Source organism: Leptothoe sp. EHU-05/26/07-4 (assembly GCF_043421015.1).
In the GTDB taxonomy this organism is placed as follows: Bacteria; Cyanobacteriota; Cyanobacteriia; order Phormidesmidales; family Phormidesmidaceae; genus Leptothoe; species Leptothoe turfae.
Genome location: NZ_JAXSQV010000007.1, coordinates 848,635 through 870,753 on the forward strand (window position 1 = coordinate 848,635; position 22,119 = coordinate 870,753).

The window sequence follows — 22,119 nt, forward strand, 5'->3', positions numbered from 1 at the left end:
TAGCCAACCGGTGAATTAACCGAATCGGCCAGATACATAGTCGCGGGTGTATTCTTCGCGAGGATTGCTAAATATCAACTGCGTATCGTCATATTCCACCAGATACCCCATCTTGCCACCAGCTTCAGTGGCCTGTGCATTGAAGAAGGCAGTCTTATCTGAAACGCGGGATGCCTGCTGCATATTGTGGGTCACAATCACGATTGTGTATTGTGTCTTCAGGTCATGCATCAACTCTTCGATTTTTAGTGTGGAAATGGGGTCAAGGGCAGAGCAGGGCTCGTCCATGAGGATGACTTCGGGTTCGATGGCGATCGCACGAGCAATACACAAACGCTGCTGCTGCCCACCTGATAGGCCTAAACCACTGTCTTTGAGCTTATCTTTGACCTCATCCCAAAGGGCTGCCCCTTTTAAGGATCGCTCCACTAGCTCATCCATATCACCTTGGTAACCATTAATACGAGCACCAAAAGCAATATTTTCATAGATGGACTTTGGGAAAGGGTTTGGCTTCTGGAAAACCATGCCCACGCGGCGACGTAGTTCTACGGGATCAAATCGCTTAATGTTTTCTCCGTCAAACAGAATATTGCCGTCAACGCGAGCACTTGGAATCAGATCGTTCATCCGATTAAAACATCGCAGCACAGTACTTTTGCCGCATCCAGATGGACCAATAAAGGCCACAATTTGGTTACGAGGAATATCCAGAAAAACGTCTTTAACCGCCAAGCTAGATCCGTAGTAAACTGAGATTTTTTCAGCCTTTAAAGCTGTATCGGTCATAGTTTTAGGACGTGTATCTTGCATAATTTATAATTCCTGCGAATACCCAATATCTTGGTAAATGAATGCGGTAAACTAGTGCGTCTTCTGAAAACGATTACGCAAGTAAATTGCGATCGTATTCATCAACAGCAGCATGACCATCAGCACGATAATTCCTGACGCTGCGATATGGTGGAATTCTTCTTGGGGACGGCCAACCCAGTTGTAGATTTGAATGGGCATTGCCGTAAACGGACTTTGCAAGTTCTCAGGTGTAGAGCGAATAAACGCAACCGCACCAATAGCGAGCAAAGGTGCTGTCTCTCCAATAGCGCGAGATAGCGCCAGAATCACCCCAGTTAAGACACCAGGCATTGCACTGGGTAGCACGTGATGCCAGACAACCTGCCACTGATTAGCACCTAACGCAAAACCCGCCAAACGAATGCTGTTGGGTACTGCTCTGAGAGCTTCTCGCGTAGCCACAATAATCACTGGCAAAATCAGTAGCGAGAGCGTTAACCCCCCGGAGAGCACACTGCGTCCACCTGTTAAGGGCTCAAGAATACGCACAAAAACAGCTAGACCCAGCAAACCATAAATAATTGAGGGCACACCAGCCAGGTTCCCAATGTTTATTTCCACCAACCGGGTAAACCAATTATCAGTGGCAAACTCCTCAAGGTAGATGGCTGCACCCACACCAATGGGGAACGATACCGCTGCCACAATCCCCATTACCCACATGGTGCCGAAGAAAGCTGCCTTGATACCGGCCTGCTCAGCTTTTCGTGATGGGAATGCTGTAAAAAAGTTAGGGTTTAGCGTGCCTAAACCATCTTGCAAAATCGTAAACAACAACCATGCCAGCACCACAACAGAAATGATAGTGGCAGTCCATGCAGCTGTTGCAAATACTTTATCTAGGTTGTAGCGACCGGACAAATCCTGCTTAAAGTTGCCAGTTGGTACATCCTTATCTTCAATCCCTTGAGCCGTCATGTCCTTGTATTCCTATTTGCTCACTTGCTCTACTACTCATCACACGGTCTGCGTTAACTCAGAAAACGCTTTCATTAGTCGTACTTCTGACGGAAACGACGCACAAACCAAAAGCTAAAGACATTGAGAGCAAGGGTAATTAAAAATAGGGTCATGCCCACTGCGTACAGAGTTTCGTAGGCAATGGTTCCATGGGGAGCATCCCCCTTTGTCACCTGCACAATGTAAGCTGTCATGGTCATGACGGGTACGAATGGATTAAAGCCCAGGGTAGGGTTTGCGCCTGCCGCCAAGGTCACAATCATGGTCTCACCGATGGCCCGTGACATCGCTAAAATCAGGGATGAAACAATTCCTGAAAGCGCAGCAGGCAAAACAACAGACCAAACCGTTTCACGCTTGGTGGCTCCCAATGCATAGGAACCATCACGTAAGGACTGAGGCACAGAATAGATGGCATCCTCACTCAAAGACGCCACCATAGGCGTAATCATAATTCCCAAAACAATGCCCGCACTTAGGGAATTGAAACCTTCCACAGGCTCTAAAAATGCCTGCAAGAAAGGGGTAACAGTCAACAGAGCGAAGTAACCATAAACCACCGTCGGCACACCCGCTAGAATTTCTAGAACAGGTTTGAGGATTTTACGTAGTTTGGGACTCGCATATTCGCTCAGGCAGATGGCAGCTAATAGTCCCAAGGGGAGGGCTACCGCGATTGAAATAAAGGTGATCATCAGCGTCGCACTGATCAACACAAAAATTCCAAACTGCTTACTCGCAAACAAAGGTGTCCAACGGCCAGCCGTTAGGAAATGAATAACCCCTTGAATATAAGAGACGTTTTCGCCATCCTTTGACAGCTCAGCTGGTAGATCTCCAAAGAAAGAAAAGGCCTCAAAAATGAGCGTTGCGATAATACCAATGGTGGTGACAATCGAAATTGCAGCAAATGCTCCGCAGATGATCTTAACGATCATCTGAATAGCTTGAGAACGACTGCGATTCGGTTGCCAAGCACCAGGGGCAATATCATTTAAGGGAAGCTCAGCTGTCATGCATAAAGTCCTCAGCTTGGGTTTAGGCTACACCACGTCCAGGCACCTGCTTACTCTGGGTCAAAACGACCGTTTTGGACGTGGACAATGTTCGAGTGCATCCAATGTTTAAGCCAATGCTTTAGGTCAGCTGTCACTCTCGTTTGCAGGGAATAAGAGTATCAGATGCAAAAATAGACTACTAAATTTTTGTCCAGAAACGATGCATCCAGCGATGCAGAACAGAACTTAGCCAAAGAGAACTGGGGAGAGTTCACTCTCCCCAGTTGCAATGACCAATCATCAGGCAGAGAGCCCCTGATGGGTTTAAACCCTACAGGTTGGTAGGGTCGCTGCCTAGCTTGGCCTCATCAACACGAGCCTTGGCATTAGCTAAGATCTCATCAGGCAATGCAACATAACCAGCATCACCAATTAGCTCGCCATTCTTGGGATCAAGCATGAAGTCAACAAAGGCCTTGACCTGCTCCTTAGTGTCGTAGGCTTCTTTCTTCACGTAGAAGAACAGGGGCCGGGACATGGGGTTGTAGGAGCCATCAGCGATAGTCTCAGTAGAAGGAGCTACACACTCACCAGCTTCGTTCTGGATTTCAACCGCCTTCAAAGAGTCAGAGTTCTCTTCAAAGTAGGCGTAACCAAAGTAACCTAGGGCACCCTCTTCACCCGTTACACCCTGCACGATTAAATTATCATCCTCACTGGCAGCATAGTCACCACGGCTCGCACCCTCTTCACCATTCACTTCATCGGTGAAGTAGTCGAATGTACCAGAGTCAGTACCAGGACCATACAGATCTAGTTTCTGATCGGGGAAGGACGGATCTACCTGGTTCCAGTTGTTAACTTGATCTTCAGCATCAGGAGACCACATGGTGTTTAGCTGCTCAGTAGTCAAGCACTGAGCCCAATCATTAGCCTGATTAGTCACAATGGTCAGACCGTCAAAAGCGACGGGCACCTCGATAAACTCAATGCCTGCCTCTTCGCAAGCCGCAACTTCTTCATCCTTGATAGGACGAGAAGCATTGGAAATATCAGTCTCACCAGCGCAGAATTTCTTGAAGCCACCGCCGGAACCCGAAATGCCGACAGTTACATTGACATCAGGGTTAACAATGCTGAATTCCTCACTCATTGCTTCTGCAATGGGGAATACGGTACTAGAACCATCAATTAAAACATCGCCAGAGACACCACCAGCAGCAGCAACTTCAGTGCCACCGTCAGCAGGTGCATCGGCGGTATCAGTTGTAGTGCCACCGCCGCAAGCAGCCAGGCTAGTTAATAGAGCAAGCAGAGTCGCTGAGTATGCGTAGCGCATTTTCCGTGCTTTGAATTCCATGATTGCTTTGACTTAAACTCCTCACCAAAAATGTCTAAAGACATTCTTGGTGAAAACTACCGAGCTCAGGTAAAGGCAAGGTTAAGAAAAATTTGAAAATGTGCTTAAGCTAACATGCATCATTCCGTGATTTTGTGCCTTGAATAACGTTCTTAATGTATAGCAAGCTACATTGGAGGTGCCTTAACACCGGGTCAAGCTGACAGGTTTTATTCCTATAGTTAAGGAATAAACGGGTGTGATGCATGGGCTTAAATCTATAGTGATTTCCTAAAAAGCCTGATTTCTAAGCTGATTTTTGACTGCTCTGGATATTGAATATAAGCTCTCTTCCTGTAAGTCGTCTGTGTCCGGCTTGTACCTATTCTATTTAGAGTGATCCCTATGCACTGCGTAATTTACGATGGCGACTGTAATCTCTGTACAACCTTAGTCCAATGGTTAGAGTGGCTTGATCGAGGCCAGCGCTTTCATTATGGGTCGATGCAAGATGCTGAAATCCTGGAGCAGTTCAACGTTACAGCTGCTGATTGTGAGTTAGGGATGCTACTAATTGATGAGGCTAATCCTAAGAGGCGTTGGCAGGGCAGTGCTGCTGCTGAAGAAATTGGAGCCTTGCTACCAGTTGGTGCTCTGTTTGTGGCTGCTTACCGTAGCTTGCCGGGCCTGAAGCGTTCTGGGGATCAGCTGTACATATTCATCCGTGACAATCGATATAGGTTATTTGGTCGGCGTGCTGCTACCTATGAGTCAATCCACCGCGTCTGTAAGTCAGACCGATGTGATCAATATTTTTAATCACCACGTTAAGGTCGGGACTCCTAAATACTTAAAATGCGCTGTGTAAAGTTAAGGACCCGCAAAAATGGCATCTTCTAAATCTTGACGGCTTAGGGAATATTTGAAACCCCGTTGAATGTCCTCCCCGGTATCGCCTGCATCTAAATAACGCACAACTAGCGAGTCCGTTTCTAGAATTAAATCTGCTCGCCAGGTTGCCTTGGAAATTTCCCAGCGATTGAGTTCAGAATTGTCTTGCTTGCAACCCTGCTGGGTCAGCCATAGCTCAATGTCAGGCAGCGTGTGGTTGTACAGAGGTGTATCAGTGGAGGGAAGGGCCATGGAGTATTGCTATTGCTAAATTAAGGCTGTAAGACAGACAGGGTAAAATCACTATCGGCGATCCCCAAAATAAATACTAGGGCCAGGCAGACGGCAAACGTTAGCCCCAGTATAAACAGAGCAAATATCTCCCCTGCAGATAGGGGGCGATCGGTCGGATCAAGGTAGGTATAGCGAGACTCAAAGGGTGAATCTTTGCCAGAACCCGTCCTAATATCTTTGGGGGCTTGGCTCACGTAAAACCGAGAATAGCCTATTTTACTATCGTAGCTAAGACGTTGTTCTGGATTGCTTAGGGTGCCATAGGCTTCATTGAGGGCTTGAAACTTTTTGGTTGCGATCGCACTTGATAACTCAGTCGTATCAGGATGATAGAGCTTGCTTAACTCCCGATAAGCGCGACGAATTTCCTGGGGGGAGGCCGTCGGCTTCACCCCCAAAAGTTCATAGTGATTTTTGGGACTATCCTCAGAGACGCTATTTGTCGTCATATATGTCTGCCAAATTATGCCGCCGCTTCCAACGTTGCATGATCGGATAATAAGTTATCCGAATCGCGGATCAATCGAATTTGGGCCAGAGTAAATACGACTGGAATCACGCGAGTATAGTTTGAGGCAATTGCTCGCCAGCCTAGATCGACGATAAACCAAGTCCATAGGGCTGGCCCTAAGCAAGCAAATACACCCCGTACAGCACTGTATCGTGCCGTATTAATAGCCATGCCGCGGGAAGCCAGATGGATAGCCGCTTTCCCCTGCACTTTAGTGCCCAAAGTAGCGGCCCCGCGCAGGGTTTGTTGAGCCACCTGATAACGTGCCATCTGGAGCGCAAACTGTTTTGCAATTTGCTGCAGTAACCAGGGGCGAATCACCGAACTAGCAGCAACGGCACCGCCTCCCTTAAGCACTAAGGCCATAGGGTTTTGTTGTAATTGAGGCGATAGCCGTTGAAACTCTTTCATCTGCGCCAATTCATTGGTCAATCGTCTTTGCAGCTGACGTTGCTGACTGGGAGGTAGCTGCTGCCAGGTCCTTTCGAGTAACTGCAAAAATATTTCGGCTTCTAAATCGAGGGTGGATAATCGCGTAGACAACCGAAGTTTAAGGTGACGGTTGAGCTGTAGCAGAATTTGTCGATAGCTCAGCTGCTGGGTGTCTTGTCGCAGCACCGTCAAACCATCAGCCGCCAGATAGCGCAGTCGAGCGTCTATTTGTTGGATACGATGGGTGCGATCGCAACTTTGCACCTTCTGGGGGGAAGGGGTACACCAATAATCTAAAGGATTAAACTTGGGTCGAAATAATACCTCGGCCAGGGCGGCCAGTTCAACGTGGGTTGCTAACTCTAACCCCGTCCTGAGTTCATCCACAGGTCAACTAATTGTGTTGAGACAGCATAATTTTGTTCTTCATTCTACATAGTTCTCTAGAGAAACGGGATGGACCAGGGGGAGAAGAGGAGTCGGTGCATTCAGGACACCATATAATTTAATAGAAGTTTTATGCCAATGCAGAATGCTCCCGTTTTACTGGAAGCACCGTTCCTATTGCCTACTACCCATGCCTACTTCTCCAGTCTCACCGCATACCACTGCCAGGACACCCCGGGGGTAACTTCAAACTCACAGGCAGTATCGCGTAGATGTAGAGCTTGCTGTTCAACTAAGTCAAATTTTTGTAAGTCTCTGGGAAAGGGGCCAGGATACTTCTCTAACATGGCTTTGAGCTTAGCCAATAGCTCATCAGGTTCTAAAAAGACCTCCTCGTTGCCAGGAATCAGCAACACAAACATCTCTTCGCTGTACATGGTGGCATCTGCCATAGATTGAGCCTCCGCTTGGCAAGATAGGTAACTCAATCCTAAGGGCTTACCATGGATAAAGTGGAATCACTGCAGCCCAGTCTTGATTTTCAGCATCAGATAACATTTGGCCAGAGAGTAACCACTCACAAAATGGTTGGCAATGATACCATTGGGTATACACCACTATCCCGAGCGGATTACCGGGAAATCAAAATCTAACGATTTACCGGGTAATACCGTTATTGACTAGCTATCTGACTACAATTTAGCTCCGCTAGTCTAATCAACCGAGACACTTAAATATTAGGCTTGGATGCTTTTCCATAGCCTGTTTCGTTTTTCGGATTCATCAGTTCTTGTTCTGCTATCGACCGCTGCATCATGGTTCAAACCCCGATTTCTACTAATAGCCACGTAGCTCAGTCGTCGGTTCCGGCGATTAATCCTGTAAAGAAAGTATCCAGACTGGAAGGGATTAAGGAACGTAGTCAGTTTCTCCGGGAACCTGTAGCAACCGAGCTTGCCCAAGACACTACTCATTTCAGTGAAGACGGTATCCAGATCCTGAAATTCCATGGGTCTTACCAGCAAGATAATCGCGATAACCGAGTGAAAGGTCAGGAAAAGGATTACCGCATGATGTTGCGGACCCGCAATCCTGGAGGTTTAGTTTCACCGGAAATGTATCTGACCTTAGATGAGCTGTCGGACAAATACGGCTACAGCAACATTCGGGCTACCACTCGCCAGGCGTTCCAGCTCCACGGCATCCTAAAGAAAAATCTGAAGGCCACCATGGCGTCGATTATTCGTAGCATGGGGTCCACCCTGGGAGCCTGCGGCGATTTGAACCGCAATGTGATGGCTGTACCCGCTCCCTTTAAGGACAAACCAGAGTATGTCTATGCCCGGGACTATGCTAACCGGATTGCTGACTTACTCACGCCCCAAACTCCCGCCTACTATGAAATTTGGCTAGATGGCGAAAAGGCCGTCACTGGTGAAGAGCACCCAGATGTCGTCGCTGCGCGTCAGAGTAATGGCAATGGCACCACCTTCCAGGACAGTGTCGAGCCCATTTACGGCACCCACTATATGCCGCGTAAGTTCAAGTGCTCGGTGACTGTACCGGGAGACAACTCCGTAGACGCCTATACCCAGGATGTCACTCTGGTGGTAATTGTTGATGAAAATAAGGAGTTACTGGGCTTTAACGTATTGGCCGGTGGCGGTATGGGACGTACCCATAACAAAGAGGAAACTTTTGCCCGTATTGCTGATGAAATTGGTTATGTAGATAAGGAAGATGTCTATGACCTGGTAAAGGCAATTGTGGCCACCCAGCGTGATTATGGTGATCGTGTACAGCGCCGCCATGCTCGGATGAAGTATCTCATCAACGATTGGGGCGTTGAGAAGTTCCGGGCCAAGGTTGAGGAGTACTTTGGCAAGAGCCTGCAACCTTTTAAACCTTTGCCAGAATGGAAGTTCTATGACTATCTAGGCTGGTATGAGCAGGGCGATGGCAATCTCTTCCTCGGTGTCCATATTGAGAATGGCCGGATTTATGACAATGGTGCATTCAAGATCAAGTCAGCGCTGAAGGAAATTGAATTACGTTATCGGTTGCCCATCCGTCTTACTAGCAACCAAAGTCTGTTGCTAACGGAGATCAACCCAGCTGATAAGGACGAAATTGACCGTATCCTAACTAGCAACGGCATTGAAGCAGATAATCAAATCAATCTGCTTCACCGCTATGCCATGGCTTGCCCAGCTCTACCTACCTGCGGCTTGGCGGTTACTGAGTCGGAAAGAGCTATGCCCACTGTGCTTGACCGAATTCAAGCACTGCTGAATAAGCTAGGGCTAAAGAAAGAACACTTTGTGATTCGCATGACCGGTTGCCCCAATGGCTGTGCCCGCCCCTACATGGCTGAACTTGGCTTTGTGGGTAGCGCGCCTAATTCCTATCAGCTGTGGCTCGGAGGTTCGCCTAATCAAACCCGATTAGCCCAGCCTTACATGCAGAAAATGAACATTGATGATCTGGAGAGTACTCTAGAGCCAATGTTTGCCTTCTTTAAGAAAGGTCGCCAGTCTGGTGAAAGCTTTGGTGATTTTTGCGATCGCCTCGGTTTCGACGCGATTCGTAACTTTGCTGAATCCTATGTACCTGCCAAGAAGGCATCAGGTCGTCGTAAGCACCGTGTCGGTGTCTCTGGTGAAGTTTACCTACAGCTGAAGGAAGCCGCCGCCACCAAGGGCATGAGCATGGCACAGATTGCAGAGGATGCGATCGCGACTTATCTTAACAACCAAAGTAACTAGGCCCTTTTCCGGGTTAATCAATGGCTAAATTCACCAGTACTCCCAATCGCTGTGTCATCGTTGACGGCGAGGAGCTTTGGATCAGCCGTAGCGTTACCGTTCTGGCCATTGTCGTGGTCGTTTGTGACGGTAACGCCTACGTCCCCCTGAATAAACGTGGTCCTGACCTGCCGTCTGAGGTCGGCAAGTGGTGTTTAGCAGGGGGCTATCTAGACTATGACGAAACCATCGGTGGGGCTATGCTTCGTGAAGTCTGGGAAGAGCTGGGTCTGGATCTTCAGGAGATCCAGGCAAACCATCGACTAGTGGGTTCCCTTGATCAACCTAGTCTAGTTTTTAGTGAGCCCCGCCACTCCCAAAATGTCACCATGCACTATCCTGTGATGGTGTTTCTCAGTCAAGGTGCAGACCTACCGCCGTTAAATCCTCAGGTAAGCAAGGGCGAAGTCACAGACGTTGGCTGGTTTGAGTTGGAGAAAGCCCTGGAAATGGAATTAGCTTTCAAGCACCAGGAAATTCTACGTCGCTGCCTTAGCAACGAATTTGCTAAGATTTGGCCAGCATCGTGTCTGACCTAACGATATCCGCTCAGACTTTTACATCCGCTCTCCATAATCGATATGCGGCCAATTTCTAAACGTCCCCAACAAATCGCTGACAGTCAGTATCAAGCCTTAAGCACCCAGCATCTTTTTAGTCAGTACATGCTGCAGGACCAAATGCGGGACCAGGTGTTTATGGCGTCATTGAGTACCTTCAAAGCTGAACTACAGCGGATCAAAAAGTCGGCATCACTACGTCATGCAAGCCTTGATTGGTATTTAGACGAACTCAATGAGTTAAGACAGCAGTTTGATACCTACGTCAGCACATTACGTCGCAAAGGGTTAATACAGTTCACTCTACCCATGGAATTAGCCTTATTCGCCACCCGCAGCCAGTGGTTTATAAACTACCAAGGACCACAGATTCGTCGGGGATGGCAGCAAGCGGCCCAAGGCTTTCAGCAAATGTCTAACCCAGAAAAATAATAGCCACTAGCCTGAGTGTAGTTGTACGTTGACAAGACCCAAATCAAAATAGTCAGGATCAAAGTCCCCACCGACTTCATCCCATCGGGTCAAATATTGCGGGTCATCGGGGTCATCGAGAATTTCTATTAGCTCGTTGTAACCCCAAATACCGCCACAGCCTTCGGGAGGGCAGCGTAATTCTCCGGTGATGCAGTGGGGATAATGGCCTTGAGGGTCGGCGGGCAAAATCATTTCCACCTCTATAGTGTGAAACCAACCGTCACGTAGGTCATACACGTAACAGAACTGCACCAGATCATCCCTAATGATTTCATTAAGGGGCATTTGCAACAGAGAGGGCTCAGTATCAGATCGCTGCTTACCAATGCGGTAATGATAGTTCGATAAATTTTGCCACCCCATGGCAATTTGCACGATGCGATGCAATTCTTCTAAGTTTGTGGTGGCATTGACCAATAATCGTCGCCATATAGGCGGTTCGCTATCGGTTAAAGTCAGTTTGATTTGATAAATTCGCTCATTGGGCATCAAAGGGCGGCTCCATGTTCGGCTAACCAATCCTCACCCAATTGAATTGTAATATCTGAGTTAAGGTTGCCAGTACTTTCAACCCGCACCTCACCAATGCCTAAAAACTGCTTTAGCATTGATGCACTGGCACGATCACCACGTTGAGCAACGATGCGGGTTTCAGCAAGTGCCTCGTTCAAATCGTAGCCAACACTCACATTGCGATAGCCACTATCGTAGAGAGTATCCACCAAAGACTGGATTGCAACTTCATCACCAGTACTGTCTTGAATCACCACGCTTAAATAGGAAGGGCTGGTAGCCTCCATCATCTGAGCGGCATCTAACCCAAAGTATTGCTCAACCATCTCATCAATTTTTGCGTAATTTGGGAGCCAGTAGCTAAGACTATATTCTGTCGGACTACTAAAGTTACCTGGCAGCATCAACATCTGCACGTCTGAACGGCTAGTTTGAGACCCGTAACCTACCAATGCCACCAATTCTTCTACTGAGAGGTTGGTATCAACATGGGACTGAATAACTGACAAAATCTTCGGGAGTCGGGCGATGGTTGCTGGATTAAGCGTTTGCTCAATGACAGCCCGCATCATTGTCTGCTGGCGCTGTACCCGCCCAATATCGCCATTCTCGTCGTAGCGAAACCGTAGAAATTGCAGCGCCTGATTGCCGTCTAAAGTTTGTCGACCCGCTTTCAGATTGATGTACAGATGCTGGCTATCGTCCTGATATTTCATATCCTGTGGCACATTAACCGTCACGCCGCCCAGAGCATCCAGCAGTTTTTCCACACCCTGCACATTGATACGAACATAGCGGTCGATCGCCACCCCCCCTAGCAAGTCGCTGATGGACTCTGCTGTTAATGCAGGCCCCCCATCCAAATTAGCTTCATTGATTTTTGTCAACATACCATTGACCAATGCCCTGGTATCACGGGGAACAGACATCACCACGAGCTGCCCCGTGCGCGGATTGAAACGCAGCAGCAGCATAGTATCTGATAGGCCCTCAAAGGAGTTAACCAGGGCGTGATATCCCAAGTCCTCTGCACCTGCAACAGACCGATCGAGATCAGAGGTTAGAACTTTGACCCCAAGCACCAGAATATTCACCGGTCTGGTCAAACGGGGGAGGCGCAAACTACTGGTCGCAAGGATAGGTTCATCCTCGCTGAAAACAGCCGCTTCTTCAGGTGACAGCTGACTCTGTAACAGTGGCTGACTATTCATAGACACCGCCAGCAATGCCCCCGTAGCCGCTGAAAACGTCGCTACACTGGCCAATGACACAGTGATCCATGCCCACTTAGGTATGCCCAACCACCCACGACGTTTACGCTGCTTGGGCAATACCGCCTTCTTTATTGGCTGTTTAGCTGATTGTTTTTTGCGGTGTGGGATGGACACAGAATGACCTCAAACCTGGAGAATAATAATTGAGAAGAAGGGCTATGAAAGCGGAAATGTAGCCGTTAGTTTAGCGACTATTGGCCACAATTGACTAATTAATATAGCTACCCTTGCCCAAGGTAATGGAAAACTGCCATACATCAGGGACAGCAGTCCAATTTTTAGCAGAATAGTAGCAGTATTTTTCTGAAAAGACGGATCTTTTCAAAACGCAACATTAATCCGGTAGCCGGCGGCTTAGCTGGCTAACGCCTGGGAGCTTAGTCGATTTCCCTTGGAATATCCGTAGCATCAGCCATAGATTTGTCAGAAAATAGCCGCTCCCCACAAAGCTACTCGCAATCCAAAATCGTAGGGTCGCCAGCTGGGAAAATTCGCTATGGGCACCCGCACTCAGCAACACAGTTGCTAATAACCATCCCATTCCCAAGACAACGGCTAAGCGACTTACTTGCTTTAGCTGGGCATCAGGTTCATGGGGAGTACCATAAAGAGTTAACAGAGAGGCAGGAATGCCTAAAACTGGCACAAGGTTTAGATAGAGCCGTAGCCGCAATAGATAGTTAGGTGATGATTGTTTCACAAATAACCTTGACTGCTAACTACCGAAAAACGAGAAATAAGGCTGAATAACGAACAGAACAATCGATAATGTGCGCTGAAAGCTTAAGTGTTTTAGCGGAAGAAATGTATATCTATATTCAATATTATACTTTCACTTTGTAGATACATTTTGGGCTGGAAGGATCGTAATGAACGAAGCATTTTTAACCAATATAGCTAGCAATGCTACCAGCATTCTGATCGCAGTTGGTCTCAAAATTGTTGGGGCGCTCATTTTCTGGATTGTAGGTCGTTGGCTGATCAAGTTTGCCATTGGTTTGTTGACCCGTAGCCTTAAAAACACCACCATTGATCCAACACTAATTATCTACCTTAAATCTACCGTTGGTGTTGTCCTAAATGTTGTTTTAGTGGTTGCCATTTTAGGTTTCTTTGGCATTGAAACTACATCTTTTGCGGCCCTATTAGCTGCTGCTGGCATTGCAATTGGCGCAGCTTGGAGTGGTCTATTAGCTCACTTTGCAGCTGGAGCGTTTCTAGTTATTTTGCGTCCCTTCAAAGTCGGTGATTTTGTTGCAGCAGGCGGAGTGACAGGCACTATTGAAGAAGTTGGTTTATTTGTTACCAAAATCAACACTATGGACAATGTAATGACGATTGTCGGCAACAACACAATTTTCTCGGATACAATTCAAAACTTCTCTACCAATCCCTATCGCCGTGTTGATTTAGTTGCTCAGCTCGATAATGCTGTGGAGCCTAGCCAAGCGATCGCACTACTTAAAGAAAAACTAGCTGCCATTCCCAATGTCATGACAGAGCCTGCTCCAGATGTCGAGATTCTGGAATTCAATCCCATGGGTCCTGTTTTGGCAGTACGCCCCTATTGCAACAATAACGACTACTGGCAGGTGTATTTCGATACCAATAAAGTGATTCGCGAGGGCTTTGGTCAAGCTGGTTTCCCAGCACCTGCTCAGCACTTTACTGTGCATCAGCGAGCAGCCTAGAAACGAAGTCTCTCAAGAAACTGACATGTAGATGAAACGGTGAAACCATACCAACGCTCGGCAACACCATTTTGTTAATCCTAACGATTGACTAAAATCAACCTCAAGAGCGATAGACACGTCTATCGCTCTTTTTGATGGAAAGTTTTGACCGATAGCTAGCTGAAAGACAGTTAAGCGCGTAAGCAAAGCAGTATGATCAAGCACTTAGCTCATATTGTCATGCTAAGCACATAAATCCATGAATGCGCTAGGTCAAATCTCATCTGCTCAGTCTAATCAGCTATTGACCCAAGTTCGAGATATCTCTGTAGATATTGGCTTACAGATTATTGTTGCAATTATCATTCTAATCGTGGGTCGTTGGATGGCCTCGTTTGTCAAGCAGCTGATTAAAAAGCTAATGGCAAAGGCTCGCATTGAGCCAACGTTAATCTCTTTTGCTAGTAATATCCTTTATTACGGGACCTTAGCCTTTTTTATTTTGGCAGCCCTGGGTCAGCTAGGAATTGAAACAACATCGCTGATTGCTGTTCTGGGTGCTGCAGGCCTGGCGATAGGCTTGGCCTTGCAGGGATCGCTGTCAAACTTTGCCGCAGGCATCTTAATCATTTTATTTCAGCCCTTTCGAGTAGGAGACTGGATAGAAGCGGCTGATATCAATGGCATTGTGGAAGAGATCCAAGTGTTTACAGTTATCCTACGCACCTTGGACAATCGCACCGTAATTGTGCCGAACAGCAAGCTGACCGATAACAACATCATTAATTATTCAGCCAAGGGAATATTGCGGGTGGATCTGGTAATCGGTGTGGCCTATCAGGAAAATTTGGCCAAGGTTAAACAATTGACCTTGGAAGTTTTGGCAGGTCAAGACTTGGTGCTAGCAGAGCCTAAACCTACGGTAGGTGTCCTAGAGCTGGCTGATAGCAGCGTTAATCTGGCTGTGCGGCCTTGGACTAAAACTGAGAACTACTGGAATGTATATTTCGGCGTTCAGGAATCCCTTAAAACACGGTTTGATGAAGTTGGCATTAGTATTCCATTCCCTCAGAGAGAGGTTCATCTAATAGGGAGAAATAACGGGAATAATTCCTAAAAAGCTATTCTATTTTGAGTTTGAGAGGAGTCCATTGAGACGTTCTACAATCTTTTTATCCCTGACGCTATAAGGATCCTGGGCGACTGCTGAGGTGGAATTGCGTTAGGATGGATGTAGAATCCAAAGAGTGGCACTCTTTTGCCAATTTTTCCGGTCTAATATTTTTTAAGATAGCGTAGGGGTAAGTGATGCTGGAATCATATCGCAAACATTTAGCTGAAAGAGCGTCATTGGGGATTCCTCCACTACCGTTAACTGCTGAGCAAACAGCTGATCTCTGTGATCTACTTAAGCAGCCGCCTGAGGGTGAATCTGAGTTTTTGATGCATCTGTTGTGCGATCGCATTCCCCCCGGAGTTGACCAAGCATCCTACGTAAAAGCATCCTTTCTAACCGCCATTGCCAAGGGCGAAACCACGAGCCCATTGATATCGCCCCTAAGAGCCGTGCAGCTACTCGGCACAATGTTAGGTGGTTATAACGTCCAGTCCTTGGTAGATCTACTTAAATCTCCAGATGCAGAACTGGCCCAAGCTGCCACCGATGCACTCAAGAAAACACTGCTTGTATATGACGCCTTTAACGACGTACTAGCGCTAGCCAAGGGCAAGGATAAAGGCAGTGACTACGCCCAACAAGTCGTAGATGCCTGGGCTACAGCGGAGTGGTTCACCAGTAAGCCCGAGGTTCCCGACACCATCGATATCACTGTTTTCAAGGTCCCTGGCGAAACTAATACAGATGACCTTTCCCCTGCCCCCCATGCCACTAGCCGTCCAGACATCCCCCTGCATGGTTTGGTGATGCTCGAGTCTAAAATGCCCAATGCCCTAGAAACCATTGCCGAGCTAAAAACCAAGGGTAATCCGGTGGCTTACGTAGGGGATGTTGTTGGTACCGGGTCCTCTCGCAAATCGGCGATGAACTCTGTTATCTGGCATTTGGGTGAAGATATCCCCCACGTTCCTAACAAGCGGACAAGCGGCTACATCCTCGGTGGCAAAATCGCGCCTATCTTCTTCAATACAGCAGAAGATTCGGGTGCTCTCCCCATTGAGTGCGACGTCTCCCAGATGGAAACTGGCGATGTCGTTACCATCCATGTGCGCAAAGGCGAAATTACCAAGGATGGCGCTGTCATTGCCACCTTTAGCCTCACACCTGACACCCTGCTAGATGAAGTCAGAGCCGGTGGACGCATTCCCCTAATGATTGGCCGTGCGCTCACAGATAAAACTCGTGCAGCTTTAGGCCTAGCACCTAGCGATGTATTTATTCGTCCTGCTGCGCCTACTGAGACTGGCAACGGTTACACATTGGCCCAGAAAATGGTGGGTAAAGCCTGTGGTTTGCCCGGTGTGCGACCGGGTATGTCCTGCGAACCACTGATGACGACGGTGGGTTCTCAAGACACCACTGGTCCGATGACCCGCGATGAGATGAAGGAGCTGGCCTGTCTTGGCTTTAGTGCGGGGCTAGTGCTACAAACCTTCTGCCATACTGCAGCCTATCCAAAGCCAGTGGATGTAGAGACCCATGCCACATTGCCAGATTTCTTTTCCTCTCGCGGTGGTGTTGCCCTACAGCCTGGGGATGGCATCATTCACTCATGGCTAAACCGCATGCTGATGCCCGACACTGTGGGCACAGGCGGAGATTCCCATACCCGTTTCCCCTTAGGTATTTCCTTCCCAGCTGGGTCTGGTTTAGTCGCCTTTGCAGCTGCCATCGGTGCAATGCCTCTGGACATGCCCGAATCGGTTTTAGTCAAATTTAAAGGTGAATTACAGCCTGGCATTACACTGCGGGACATCGTTAATGCAATTCCCTACGTAGCTATCCAAAAAGGTCTACTCACCGTCGAGAAGAAGAATAAGAAAAATGTTTTCTCCGGTCGCATTATTGAGATGGAAGGAATGCCTGATCTGAAGCTGGAGCAAGCCTTTGAGTTAACTGATGCAACGGCAGAGCGTTCTGCAGCAGGCTGTACCATCAAGCTTAGCGAAGAGACTGTGGCTGAGTATCTACGGTCCAATGTGGCACTGATGAAGAACATGATCGCCCGTGGGTATGCCGATGCTCGTACTTTGGCACGGCGGATTGCGGCGATGGAAGATTGGCTGGCCAATCCCAGCCTGATGTCAGCGGATGCAGATGCAACCTATGCAGAGGTGATCGAGATTGACCTCAACGAGATTAAGGAACCTCTAGTGGCTGCACCGAATGATCCTGACAACATCAAAACTCTTTCAGATGTTGTTGACGACAAAGTTGATGAGGTCTTCATCGGCTCCTGTATGACTAATATTGGCCACTATCGAGCATCAGCAAAAGTGCTAGAAGGGGCTGGTACTGTTAAGGGACGTCTTTGGATTTGTCCACCCACTCGGATGGATGAACAGCAGCTGCGTAAGGAAGGCTACTACGGCACCTTTGCCGCCGCTGGAGCCCGAACTGAGATGCCTGGATGTTCGCTTTGCATGGGGAATCAGGCCCGTGTGGAAGATGGTGCAACAGTCTTTTCTACGTCCACCCGCAATTTCAATAACCGCATGGGTAAAGGTGCTCAGGTATATCTAGGTTCTGCAGAACTGGCAGCTGCCTGTGCATTGCTGGGCCGAATTCCCAATATGGAAGAATATTTGGAGATTGTTGCGAAGAAGCTCGATCCCTTTGCAGATGAACTGTACCGCTATTTAAACTTTGATCAACTCAAAGGTTTTGAGGACGAAGGGCGTGTGCTTTCAAAAGATGAAGAAGAGAAGATTGAAAAAGAAGCACTCTCAGTAAACTAAAGAAAGCTTTAGGCCAGGGCTAACTGTATGGGCTCTGGCCTGTTGAACTCAGGAGAAGAAAAATGAGTGATTCATTAACCCGTCAAACCTGTATTCCTTGTAGTGGCAAGGTTCCACCCGCCAGTGAGGCGGAAGTAGCGGAACTTAAGCCTCAGATTCCGGATTGGGATATTATCTCCGTAGAGGGCATCCCTCAATTACAACGGGTTTACCATTTTAGTGATTTTCAGACCGCCCTGGGGTTCACCAACAAAGTCGGTGATCTGGCTGAAGGGGAGCAACATCATCCGGCTCTACTGACTGAATGGGGTAAGGTCACAGTCACCTGGTGGACCCATGCTCTAAATGGGCTGCATCGAAATGATTTCATTATGGCTGCCAAAACCGATAAAGCTGCCCAAGGATTAACCAGTGATGTTATGGCACCATCTCATCAGGCTGATTGAGCGTATGCCATGTATCTGGAATCTCATCATCGGCAACTAGGAGACGTCGCATGTCCCGGTGAAGGCATATGCTTGGATGTTAATTCTGGGTGTTGATTAAAATTTAGGCAATTAAGCCTTCTTCACGGGCACGAATCTCAGTTTGAATGCGTATATTTTTATTCGCTTCAGGGTAAACGTCCAGGGCATCCTGGACCTTAGACCAATAATGACGAACGGTGCGTTCTGAAACGTTCATTCTTTCGGCAATTATTTTATCTTTGAGACCTTCTTTGAAGGCTAATTCCAGAACCGTGAGCCATTCGGATCTAACTTCTAAACTTGTCCGCATATCACGGGGTGTATAAATCAAGCCTTGCAAAGCCCAAGCGACTTTAGTCAGCATTTCTTTCATCGGCAATTTTTTATCGATAATGGTAAAACCTGCCTGATGAATCGCAATCTGAGGCTTGAGCCGAATCAGTGAACGTATATGGGCACTTTGTACAACAATATTAAGTTCTGGGTAGGTTTCCATGACCTTTCGTAGAAGCTCAATGCCTGTATCCACTTCAGAGGGTGTTTGAGCATCCTGAGGAATGGATAAGTCCATGATCAAGAGATCGGGTAATGCGATTGATAATTCCCCTTGGGCCGATTGAGCTGTGTTGGCTGTGGTAATGGCTGCGTCAGGATATTCTTGTGATAAGGCACTGATAGTGCCACTTAAGATTGCTTCATGATCATCAACAATAAGTATCTTGTTACAGGGATAGTCAGAGGCCATGATTTAGACTTGCAATAAAAGATGCGGCATTTTATTCAGGATTTGAGCTGTATTTGCCACTGCAATATCTAACTTAGCTGATCCAGTTGGTAATCTTATCTGTCTTTAGTGTGAGGTATAGGTAGTCAGTGTTAGGGAGTAGGCCAGTTAGCCTCGTCCTAGTGACCAGAAAGCAGACCTAACCCCTAATTCCTTAGTCAATGCTTAAACTTAATCAACTGCCGAGATTTGTCGAAGTTGAGCCCCAATTTCAACATCTTCAAACTCAGCCAGACTAGTTAGTAACTCACGTCTATAGTCATTTTCCTCAGGGGTTAGCAACGGATCTGATAGGAGTGCCATGGCGTCGTACCATAGCCCTGCGATCGCATATTCTTGAGCCTGTTGCACCCGATTACCGTCTACCGCACTCAGGTCAATGGGACGGCTAACCACCTCAAACTGTGCGCCTGTGACCTGAGCACTGGATGGACGATCAGGGATGCAAGTTAGTACAATTTGCCACTCATAGACACTGCCTATTTCCAACTCTAGGGTGGCGGGTACCGTATAACTCATATAGCCTTGCGTGCTCAGGCCAATGTCTAACCCTTCCACAATATCGGCCCAACCCTCACCGGTATATTGGTATAAATTTAGCTGAACGTTATAGGCCTTGGCATCAGGTACATACCAGACCAATGTTGGTTGTGTTGTCAACGTTTGTCCCACTGAGTGTTGTGGGGCAAGGGCTAGTAAATCAAGGGCTGAGGCATCGTCACATCCCCCTCGACGTCCCCCTGAAAGCGTCGGTCCTTCGGGGGGCTTTGTATCTTCCGATGGCATGTAGGCTGCGATCGCAGACATTGAGAATCCTACAATGGTACTGATCAGCGCTAAGCAAGTTATCCGAGTCAATCTACTACCTAAAGGGAGAAATGGCATATTAAGAGACTTTAGTATGCTGAAATCTTGCATTTTTCTTGAGCTTAGCTAATTTCACCTAGATTTGGAAATGGGCCATCTTAATTCGCAACATGTGCCATGGGGGGATACTGAAAAGCGTTTGAATTGTCCCTTTAAGTGGTGAGCTAGCTGCTGAGCCTGCCAGGTGCCTCTACCTCCTTCTAGCCGATTGATGTACTTAGAGTCGTCCTTAAGAACAGTTTTGCCATTATCCTGAACTAAAATGAGGTTTTCGTTTTCTGTGGCCAGGCAATTGACTGTTAACTTTGTAGCGCCCTGAGCGTATCTACCTACATTACAGAGGGCTTCTTCGAGGAAACGACAGAGATATCGCTTTTCTTCCCTGCCCAATCGTGAATCCTCCATAGATTCAAATTGAACTACGTTAAATTTAATGGATTTAAAGTGTGGAAAATCTCTTTGTATTGTTTGCTCAAACACTTCATAAAGCAACTCATGCAGAACCATATCAAGGTCTAAAGTAGGCCCCTGACTTTGCAGATGAAGTTGGTTATTTTGCGGTTTAAGTTCTTCTTCTAAGGTGTTGTAAACAGCCCGAATCTCTTGATTGAGTTGGTCAAGCTTAGCGGATAGTTGGGGGCGATCTATCGTTTTATCTGGATCATCAACATCTTTTAGAATGAGAGCTAAGGTTTGTAGGGGACCGTTGTGAACAGCATTGTATGTGTGTCGGATGACCCGTTGACCAGCTTCGATGCGCGATCGCAACATCTGGTCATATAGCAATATCCCCGGCAAGACTAGGCCATTCAGTAAAAAGGCAATCAATGGCGGCTCTAATGGTAGCCACCAGCCCACGGACAAGGCCACATAGCTGGTAAACACCAAACCTACGCCCGTCATCAGCACCAAAATCAAATGTCGCGACGGTGTGGGGACCACACCCACCAGCACAATTCCCGCAGTCCCCCACCATAAAATCCATAGGTATTCTCCAATGTCTGGCAGGCTGCGCAGTAGGGGACGATTATCTAAGACAGCACTCAGAATCTGGCTGACTACATGGGCATGGATTTCAACGCCAGACACGGCACCAGGATTTTTACCGACGAGGGCAGCGGATGTCACATTATCCTTATGACCTGGAGAAATAATGCCAATGAGAATAACACTGTCTTTAATCCAACTGGGGGAGACATTATCCGCTAACACATCCCTGAGCGGTACCATCCGAAAAGGCTCAGGCCCACTGCGGAAGTTAATCAGTGTTTGTTGGGCATTCGCATCAGCTCTTACGTAACCGCCCGTATTAGGGTAAAACGGTTCAATTTCTACAGCCCCAAAGCGCATAGCATCAGGATTCTTTAAACCATTTTCTAATGGAATGCCTTCATGCCGTAAATATTCAGACGTGAGACGCATGGCCAGGGAGAATTGATAAACACCAGAGTCTTTAGGTCTCCCTAAAAGACTTCTCCGCACAGCGCCATCATCATCTAACGGATAATCTGAAAACCCTACTCTTTCGTAAGGTAAGGTGGGGGGTGGGCCAATACTCTCACCAGTCTGCCCTAAAAATTCGATACCAAAGACATAGGGTAGATCGGCTAAGGCCTCTACAAAATCTTGATTACCTGATTTTTCGGGTAAATCACGAAAAATATCAATGCCCACAGCCCGGGGCTGATATTGGTCCAACTGTCTTAAAAGGGTTGCTAAGGTTTGACCAGGTAACGGGTAGGTGCCCAAGTTTTGAATATCAGTTTCATCAATGGCAACAACCAGCACTCTTGTATCTGTTGTTTCTGCAGATCGAAGTCGTAAAAATAGATCTAACGTTCTCCACTCGATAGCTTGAAATACACCTAAAAGTCTAACTATGATAATTAGCCCCGTTAAGGTCAATCCTGGTAATATTGACAGCTGCCAGTTTTTTAAACTATTGGGTAAATGTTGCCAGGCAAGAGTAATGTTAGTGTTGTGGGCCATGGGTTATACCCTAAATCAGCAATCGCGAGAATAGCAGTACGCTGACTATTGTCATACAGCTTACCAAATTTAAACAGCGGCTCAAAATGGCTAATCGTCATCAAGAGCTAGATTAAAACAAACGCTAGATTA

General features: G+C 47.4%; 22 protein-coding genes. 8 read left to right on the forward strand and 14 right to left on the reverse strand.

Annotated elements, in window-relative coordinates:
- Positions 1-15 precede the first annotated feature (15 nt).
- The 4 genes from pstB to U2F10_RS28165 form a co-directional block, all read right to left on the reverse strand.
- Entirely contained in the window at positions 16-813 is a 798-nt protein-coding gene (gene pstB, locus U2F10_RS28150) for a phosphate ABC transporter ATP-binding protein PstB (RefSeq protein WP_163663553.1), read from the reverse strand.
- A gap of 51 nt (positions 814-864) precedes the next feature.
- The gene (gene pstA / locus U2F10_RS28155) at positions 865-1,773 is read right to left on the reverse strand and encodes a phosphate ABC transporter permease PstA (protein ID WP_163663551.1); all 909 of its coding nucleotides are present in this window, start codon (positions 1,771-1,773) and stop codon (positions 865-867) included.
- 74 nt (positions 1,774-1,847) lie between these two features.
- Entirely contained in the window at positions 1,848-2,831 is a 984-nt protein-coding gene (gene pstC / locus U2F10_RS28160; protein ID WP_163663549.1) for a phosphate ABC transporter permease subunit PstC, read from the reverse strand.
- A 313-nt stretch (positions 2,832-3,144) separates the two neighbouring features.
- Entirely contained in the window at positions 3,145-4,173 is a 1,029-nt protein-coding gene (locus U2F10_RS28165) for a PstS family phosphate ABC transporter substrate-binding protein (RefSeq protein WP_163663547.1), read from the reverse strand.
- A 384-nt stretch (positions 4,174-4,557) separates the two neighbouring features.
- Here U2F10_RS28165 and U2F10_RS28170 point away from each other — a divergent pair, with 384 nt between their 5' ends.
- Positions 4,558-4,971, forward strand: a complete 414-nt coding sequence (locus U2F10_RS28170) for a thiol-disulfide oxidoreductase DCC family protein (protein WP_163698747.1) — start codon at positions 4,558-4,560, stop codon at positions 4,969-4,971.
- 51 nt (positions 4,972-5,022) lie between these two features.
- Here the strand turns inward: U2F10_RS28170 and U2F10_RS28175 are convergent, their stop codons facing one another.
- The 4 genes from U2F10_RS28175 to U2F10_RS28190 all read right to left on the reverse strand — a co-directional run bounded on the left by U2F10_RS28175 (position 5,023) and on the right by U2F10_RS28190 (position 7,119).
- Positions 5,023-5,295 (reverse strand): DUF3143 domain-containing protein, encoded by a 273-nt coding sequence (locus tag U2F10_RS28175; protein ID WP_163663540.1) that lies wholly within the window; start codon positions 5,293-5,295, stop codon positions 5,023-5,025.
- Positions 5,296-5,315: 20 nt separating this feature from the next.
- Positions 5,316-5,786 carry a J domain-containing protein gene (locus tag U2F10_RS28180; protein WP_163663538.1) on the reverse strand — a complete coding sequence of 157 codons (471 nt, stop codon included), beginning with the start codon at positions 5,784-5,786 and terminating at the stop codon, positions 5,316-5,318.
- A 14-nt stretch (positions 5,787-5,800) separates the two neighbouring features.
- A complete protein-coding gene (locus tag U2F10_RS28185) occupies positions 5,801-6,667 on the reverse strand; it encodes a YaaW family protein (protein ID WP_499873938.1) in 867 nt (288 codons plus the stop codon).
- 194 nt (positions 6,668-6,861) lie between these two features.
- Positions 6,862-7,119, reverse strand: a complete 258-nt coding sequence (locus U2F10_RS28190; protein ID WP_163663532.1) for a CRR7 family NDH-1 assembly protein — start codon at positions 7,117-7,119, stop codon at positions 6,862-6,864.
- Between the two features lie 363 nt (positions 7,120-7,482).
- Between U2F10_RS28190 and sir the strand changes: the two genes are divergently transcribed.
- From sir to U2F10_RS28205, 3 genes are read left to right on the forward strand one after another with little or no spacing between them, the layout of a single operon-like run.
- Positions 7,483-9,432: a sulfite reductase, ferredoxin dependent gene (gene sir / locus U2F10_RS28195; RefSeq protein ID WP_250564908.1), complete on the forward strand. Its 1,950-nt coding sequence runs from the start codon at positions 7,483-7,485 to the stop codon at positions 9,430-9,432.
- A gap of 20 nt (positions 9,433-9,452) precedes the next feature.
- Complete coding sequence (locus U2F10_RS28200) at positions 9,453-10,010, forward strand: NUDIX hydrolase (protein WP_499873939.1); 558 nt, start codon at positions 9,453-9,455, stop codon at positions 10,008-10,010.
- A gap of 42 nt (positions 10,011-10,052) precedes the next feature.
- Positions 10,053-10,463 carry a hypothetical protein gene (locus U2F10_RS28205; protein WP_163663529.1) on the forward strand — a complete coding sequence of 137 codons (411 nt, stop codon included), beginning with the start codon at positions 10,053-10,055 and terminating at the stop codon, positions 10,461-10,463.
- Between the two features lie 6 nt (positions 10,464-10,469).
- Here the strand turns inward: U2F10_RS28205 and U2F10_RS28210 are convergent, their stop codons facing one another.
- From U2F10_RS28210 to U2F10_RS28220, 3 genes are all read right to left on the reverse strand, one after another.
- On the reverse strand, positions 10,470-10,994 hold the full coding sequence (locus U2F10_RS28210) for a plasmid pRiA4b ORF-3 family protein (protein ID WP_163663527.1): 525 nt from the start codon (positions 10,992-10,994) through the stop codon (positions 10,470-10,472).
- A complete protein-coding gene (locus U2F10_RS28215; protein ID WP_163663525.1) occupies positions 10,994-12,406 on the reverse strand; it encodes an LCP family glycopolymer transferase in 1,413 nt (470 codons plus the stop codon). Before U2F10_RS28215 ends, U2F10_RS28210 begins: the two co-directional genes overlap by 1 nt.
- A gap of 220 nt (positions 12,407-12,626) precedes the next feature.
- Positions 12,627-12,992, reverse strand: a complete 366-nt coding sequence (locus U2F10_RS28220) for a hypothetical protein (RefSeq protein ID WP_163663523.1) — start codon at positions 12,990-12,992, stop codon at positions 12,627-12,629.
- A 169-nt stretch (positions 12,993-13,161) separates the two neighbouring features.
- Here U2F10_RS28220 and U2F10_RS28225 point away from each other — a divergent pair, with 169 nt between their 5' ends.
- The 4 genes from U2F10_RS28225 (at position 13,162) to U2F10_RS28240 (ending at position 18,326) form a co-directional block, all read left to right on the forward strand.
- Positions 13,162-13,983 (forward strand): mechanosensitive ion channel family protein, encoded by an 822-nt coding sequence (locus U2F10_RS28225; RefSeq protein WP_163663521.1) that lies wholly within the window; start codon positions 13,162-13,164, stop codon positions 13,981-13,983.
- Between the two features lie 241 nt (positions 13,984-14,224).
- The gene (locus U2F10_RS28230; protein WP_250564907.1) at positions 14,225-15,082 is read left to right on the forward strand and encodes a mechanosensitive ion channel family protein; all 858 of its coding nucleotides are present in this window, start codon (positions 14,225-14,227) and stop codon (positions 15,080-15,082) included.
- Between the two features lie 191 nt (positions 15,083-15,273).
- Positions 15,274-17,880: a bifunctional aconitate hydratase 2/2-methylisocitrate dehydratase gene (gene acnB / locus U2F10_RS28235; protein ID WP_499873941.1), complete on the forward strand. Its 2,607-nt coding sequence runs from the start codon at positions 15,274-15,276 to the stop codon at positions 17,878-17,880.
- A gap of 62 nt (positions 17,881-17,942) precedes the next feature.
- The gene (locus tag U2F10_RS28240; RefSeq protein WP_163698737.1) at positions 17,943-18,326 is read left to right on the forward strand and encodes a 4a-hydroxytetrahydrobiopterin dehydratase; all 384 of its coding nucleotides are present in this window, start codon (positions 17,943-17,945) and stop codon (positions 18,324-18,326) included.
- A 103-nt stretch (positions 18,327-18,429) separates the two neighbouring features.
- On the opposite strand, the gene U2F10_RS28245 is transcribed toward U2F10_RS28240, so the two are convergent.
- The 3 genes from U2F10_RS28245 to U2F10_RS28255 all read right to left on the reverse strand — a co-directional run bounded on the left by U2F10_RS28245 (position 18,430) and on the right by U2F10_RS28255 (position 21,987).
- Complete coding sequence (locus tag U2F10_RS28245; RefSeq protein ID WP_499868254.1) at positions 18,430-19,092, reverse strand: response regulator transcription factor; 663 nt, start codon at positions 19,090-19,092, stop codon at positions 18,430-18,432.
- 210 nt (positions 19,093-19,302) lie between these two features.
- Positions 19,303-20,016 carry a DUF928 domain-containing protein gene (locus U2F10_RS28250; protein WP_499873942.1) on the reverse strand — a complete coding sequence of 238 codons (714 nt, stop codon included), beginning with the start codon at positions 20,014-20,016 and terminating at the stop codon, positions 19,303-19,305.
- A gap of 54 nt (positions 20,017-20,070) precedes the next feature.
- Positions 20,071-21,987, reverse strand: a complete 1,917-nt coding sequence (locus tag U2F10_RS28255) for a sensor histidine kinase (protein WP_499873944.1) — start codon at positions 21,985-21,987, stop codon at positions 20,071-20,073.
- Positions 21,988-22,119: the final 132 nt, after the last annotated feature.

Bases quoted from the DNA above. Each gene is read 5' to 3' on its own strand.
- pstB (WP_163663553.1), bottom strand. From the start codon at position 813: ATGCAAGATACACGTCCTAAAACTATGACCGATACAGCTTTAAAGGCT.
- pstA (WP_163663551.1), bottom strand. From the start codon at position 1,773: ATGACGGCTCAAGGGATTGAAGATAAGGATGTACCAACTGGCAACTTT.
- pstC (WP_163663549.1), bottom strand. From the start codon at position 2,831: ATGACAGCTGAGCTTCCCTTAAATGATATTGCCCCTGGTGCTTGGCAA.
- U2F10_RS28165 (WP_163663547.1), bottom strand. From the start codon at position 4,173: ATGGAATTCAAAGCACGGAAAATGCGCTACGCATACTCAGCGACTCTG.
- U2F10_RS28170 (WP_163698747.1), top strand. From the start codon at position 4,558: ATGCACTGCGTAATTTACGATGGCGACTGTAATCTCTGTACAACCTTA.
- U2F10_RS28175 (WP_163663540.1), bottom strand. From the start codon at position 5,295: ATGGCCCTTCCCTCCACTGATACACCTCTGTACAACCACACGCTGCCT.
- U2F10_RS28180 (WP_163663538.1), bottom strand. From the start codon at position 5,786: ATGACGACAAATAGCGTCTCTGAGGATAGTCCCAAAAATCACTATGAA.
- U2F10_RS28190 (WP_163663532.1), bottom strand. From the start codon at position 7,119: ATGGCAGATGCCACCATGTACAGCGAAGAGATGTTTGTGTTGCTGATT.
- sir (WP_250564908.1), top strand. From the start codon at position 7,483: ATGGTTCAAACCCCGATTTCTACTAATAGCCACGTAGCTCAGTCGTCG.
- U2F10_RS28200 (WP_499873939.1), top strand. From the start codon at position 9,453: ATGGCTAAATTCACCAGTACTCCCAATCGCTGTGTCATCGTTGACGGC.
- U2F10_RS28205 (WP_163663529.1), top strand. From the start codon at position 10,053: ATGCGGCCAATTTCTAAACGTCCCCAACAAATCGCTGACAGTCAGTAT.
- U2F10_RS28210 (WP_163663527.1), bottom strand. From the start codon at position 10,994: ATGCCCAATGAGCGAATTTATCAAATCAAACTGACTTTAACCGATAGC.
- U2F10_RS28225 (WP_163663521.1), top strand. From the start codon at position 13,162: ATGAACGAAGCATTTTTAACCAATATAGCTAGCAATGCTACCAGCATT.
- U2F10_RS28230 (WP_250564907.1), top strand. From the start codon at position 14,225: ATGAATGCGCTAGGTCAAATCTCATCTGCTCAGTCTAATCAGCTATTG.
- acnB (WP_499873941.1), top strand. From the start codon at position 15,274: ATGCTGGAATCATATCGCAAACATTTAGCTGAAAGAGCGTCATTGGGG.
- U2F10_RS28240 (WP_163698737.1), top strand. From the start codon at position 17,943: ATGAGTGATTCATTAACCCGTCAAACCTGTATTCCTTGTAGTGGCAAG.
- U2F10_RS28245 (WP_499868254.1), bottom strand. From the start codon at position 19,092: ATGGCCTCTGACTATCCCTGTAACAAGATACTTATTGTTGATGATCAT.
- U2F10_RS28250 (WP_499873942.1), bottom strand. From the start codon at position 20,016: ATGCCATTTCTCCCTTTAGGTAGTAGATTGACTCGGATAACTTGCTTA.
- U2F10_RS28255 (WP_499873944.1), bottom strand. From the start codon at position 21,987: ATGGCCCACAACACTAACATTACTCTTGCCTGGCAACATTTACCCAAT.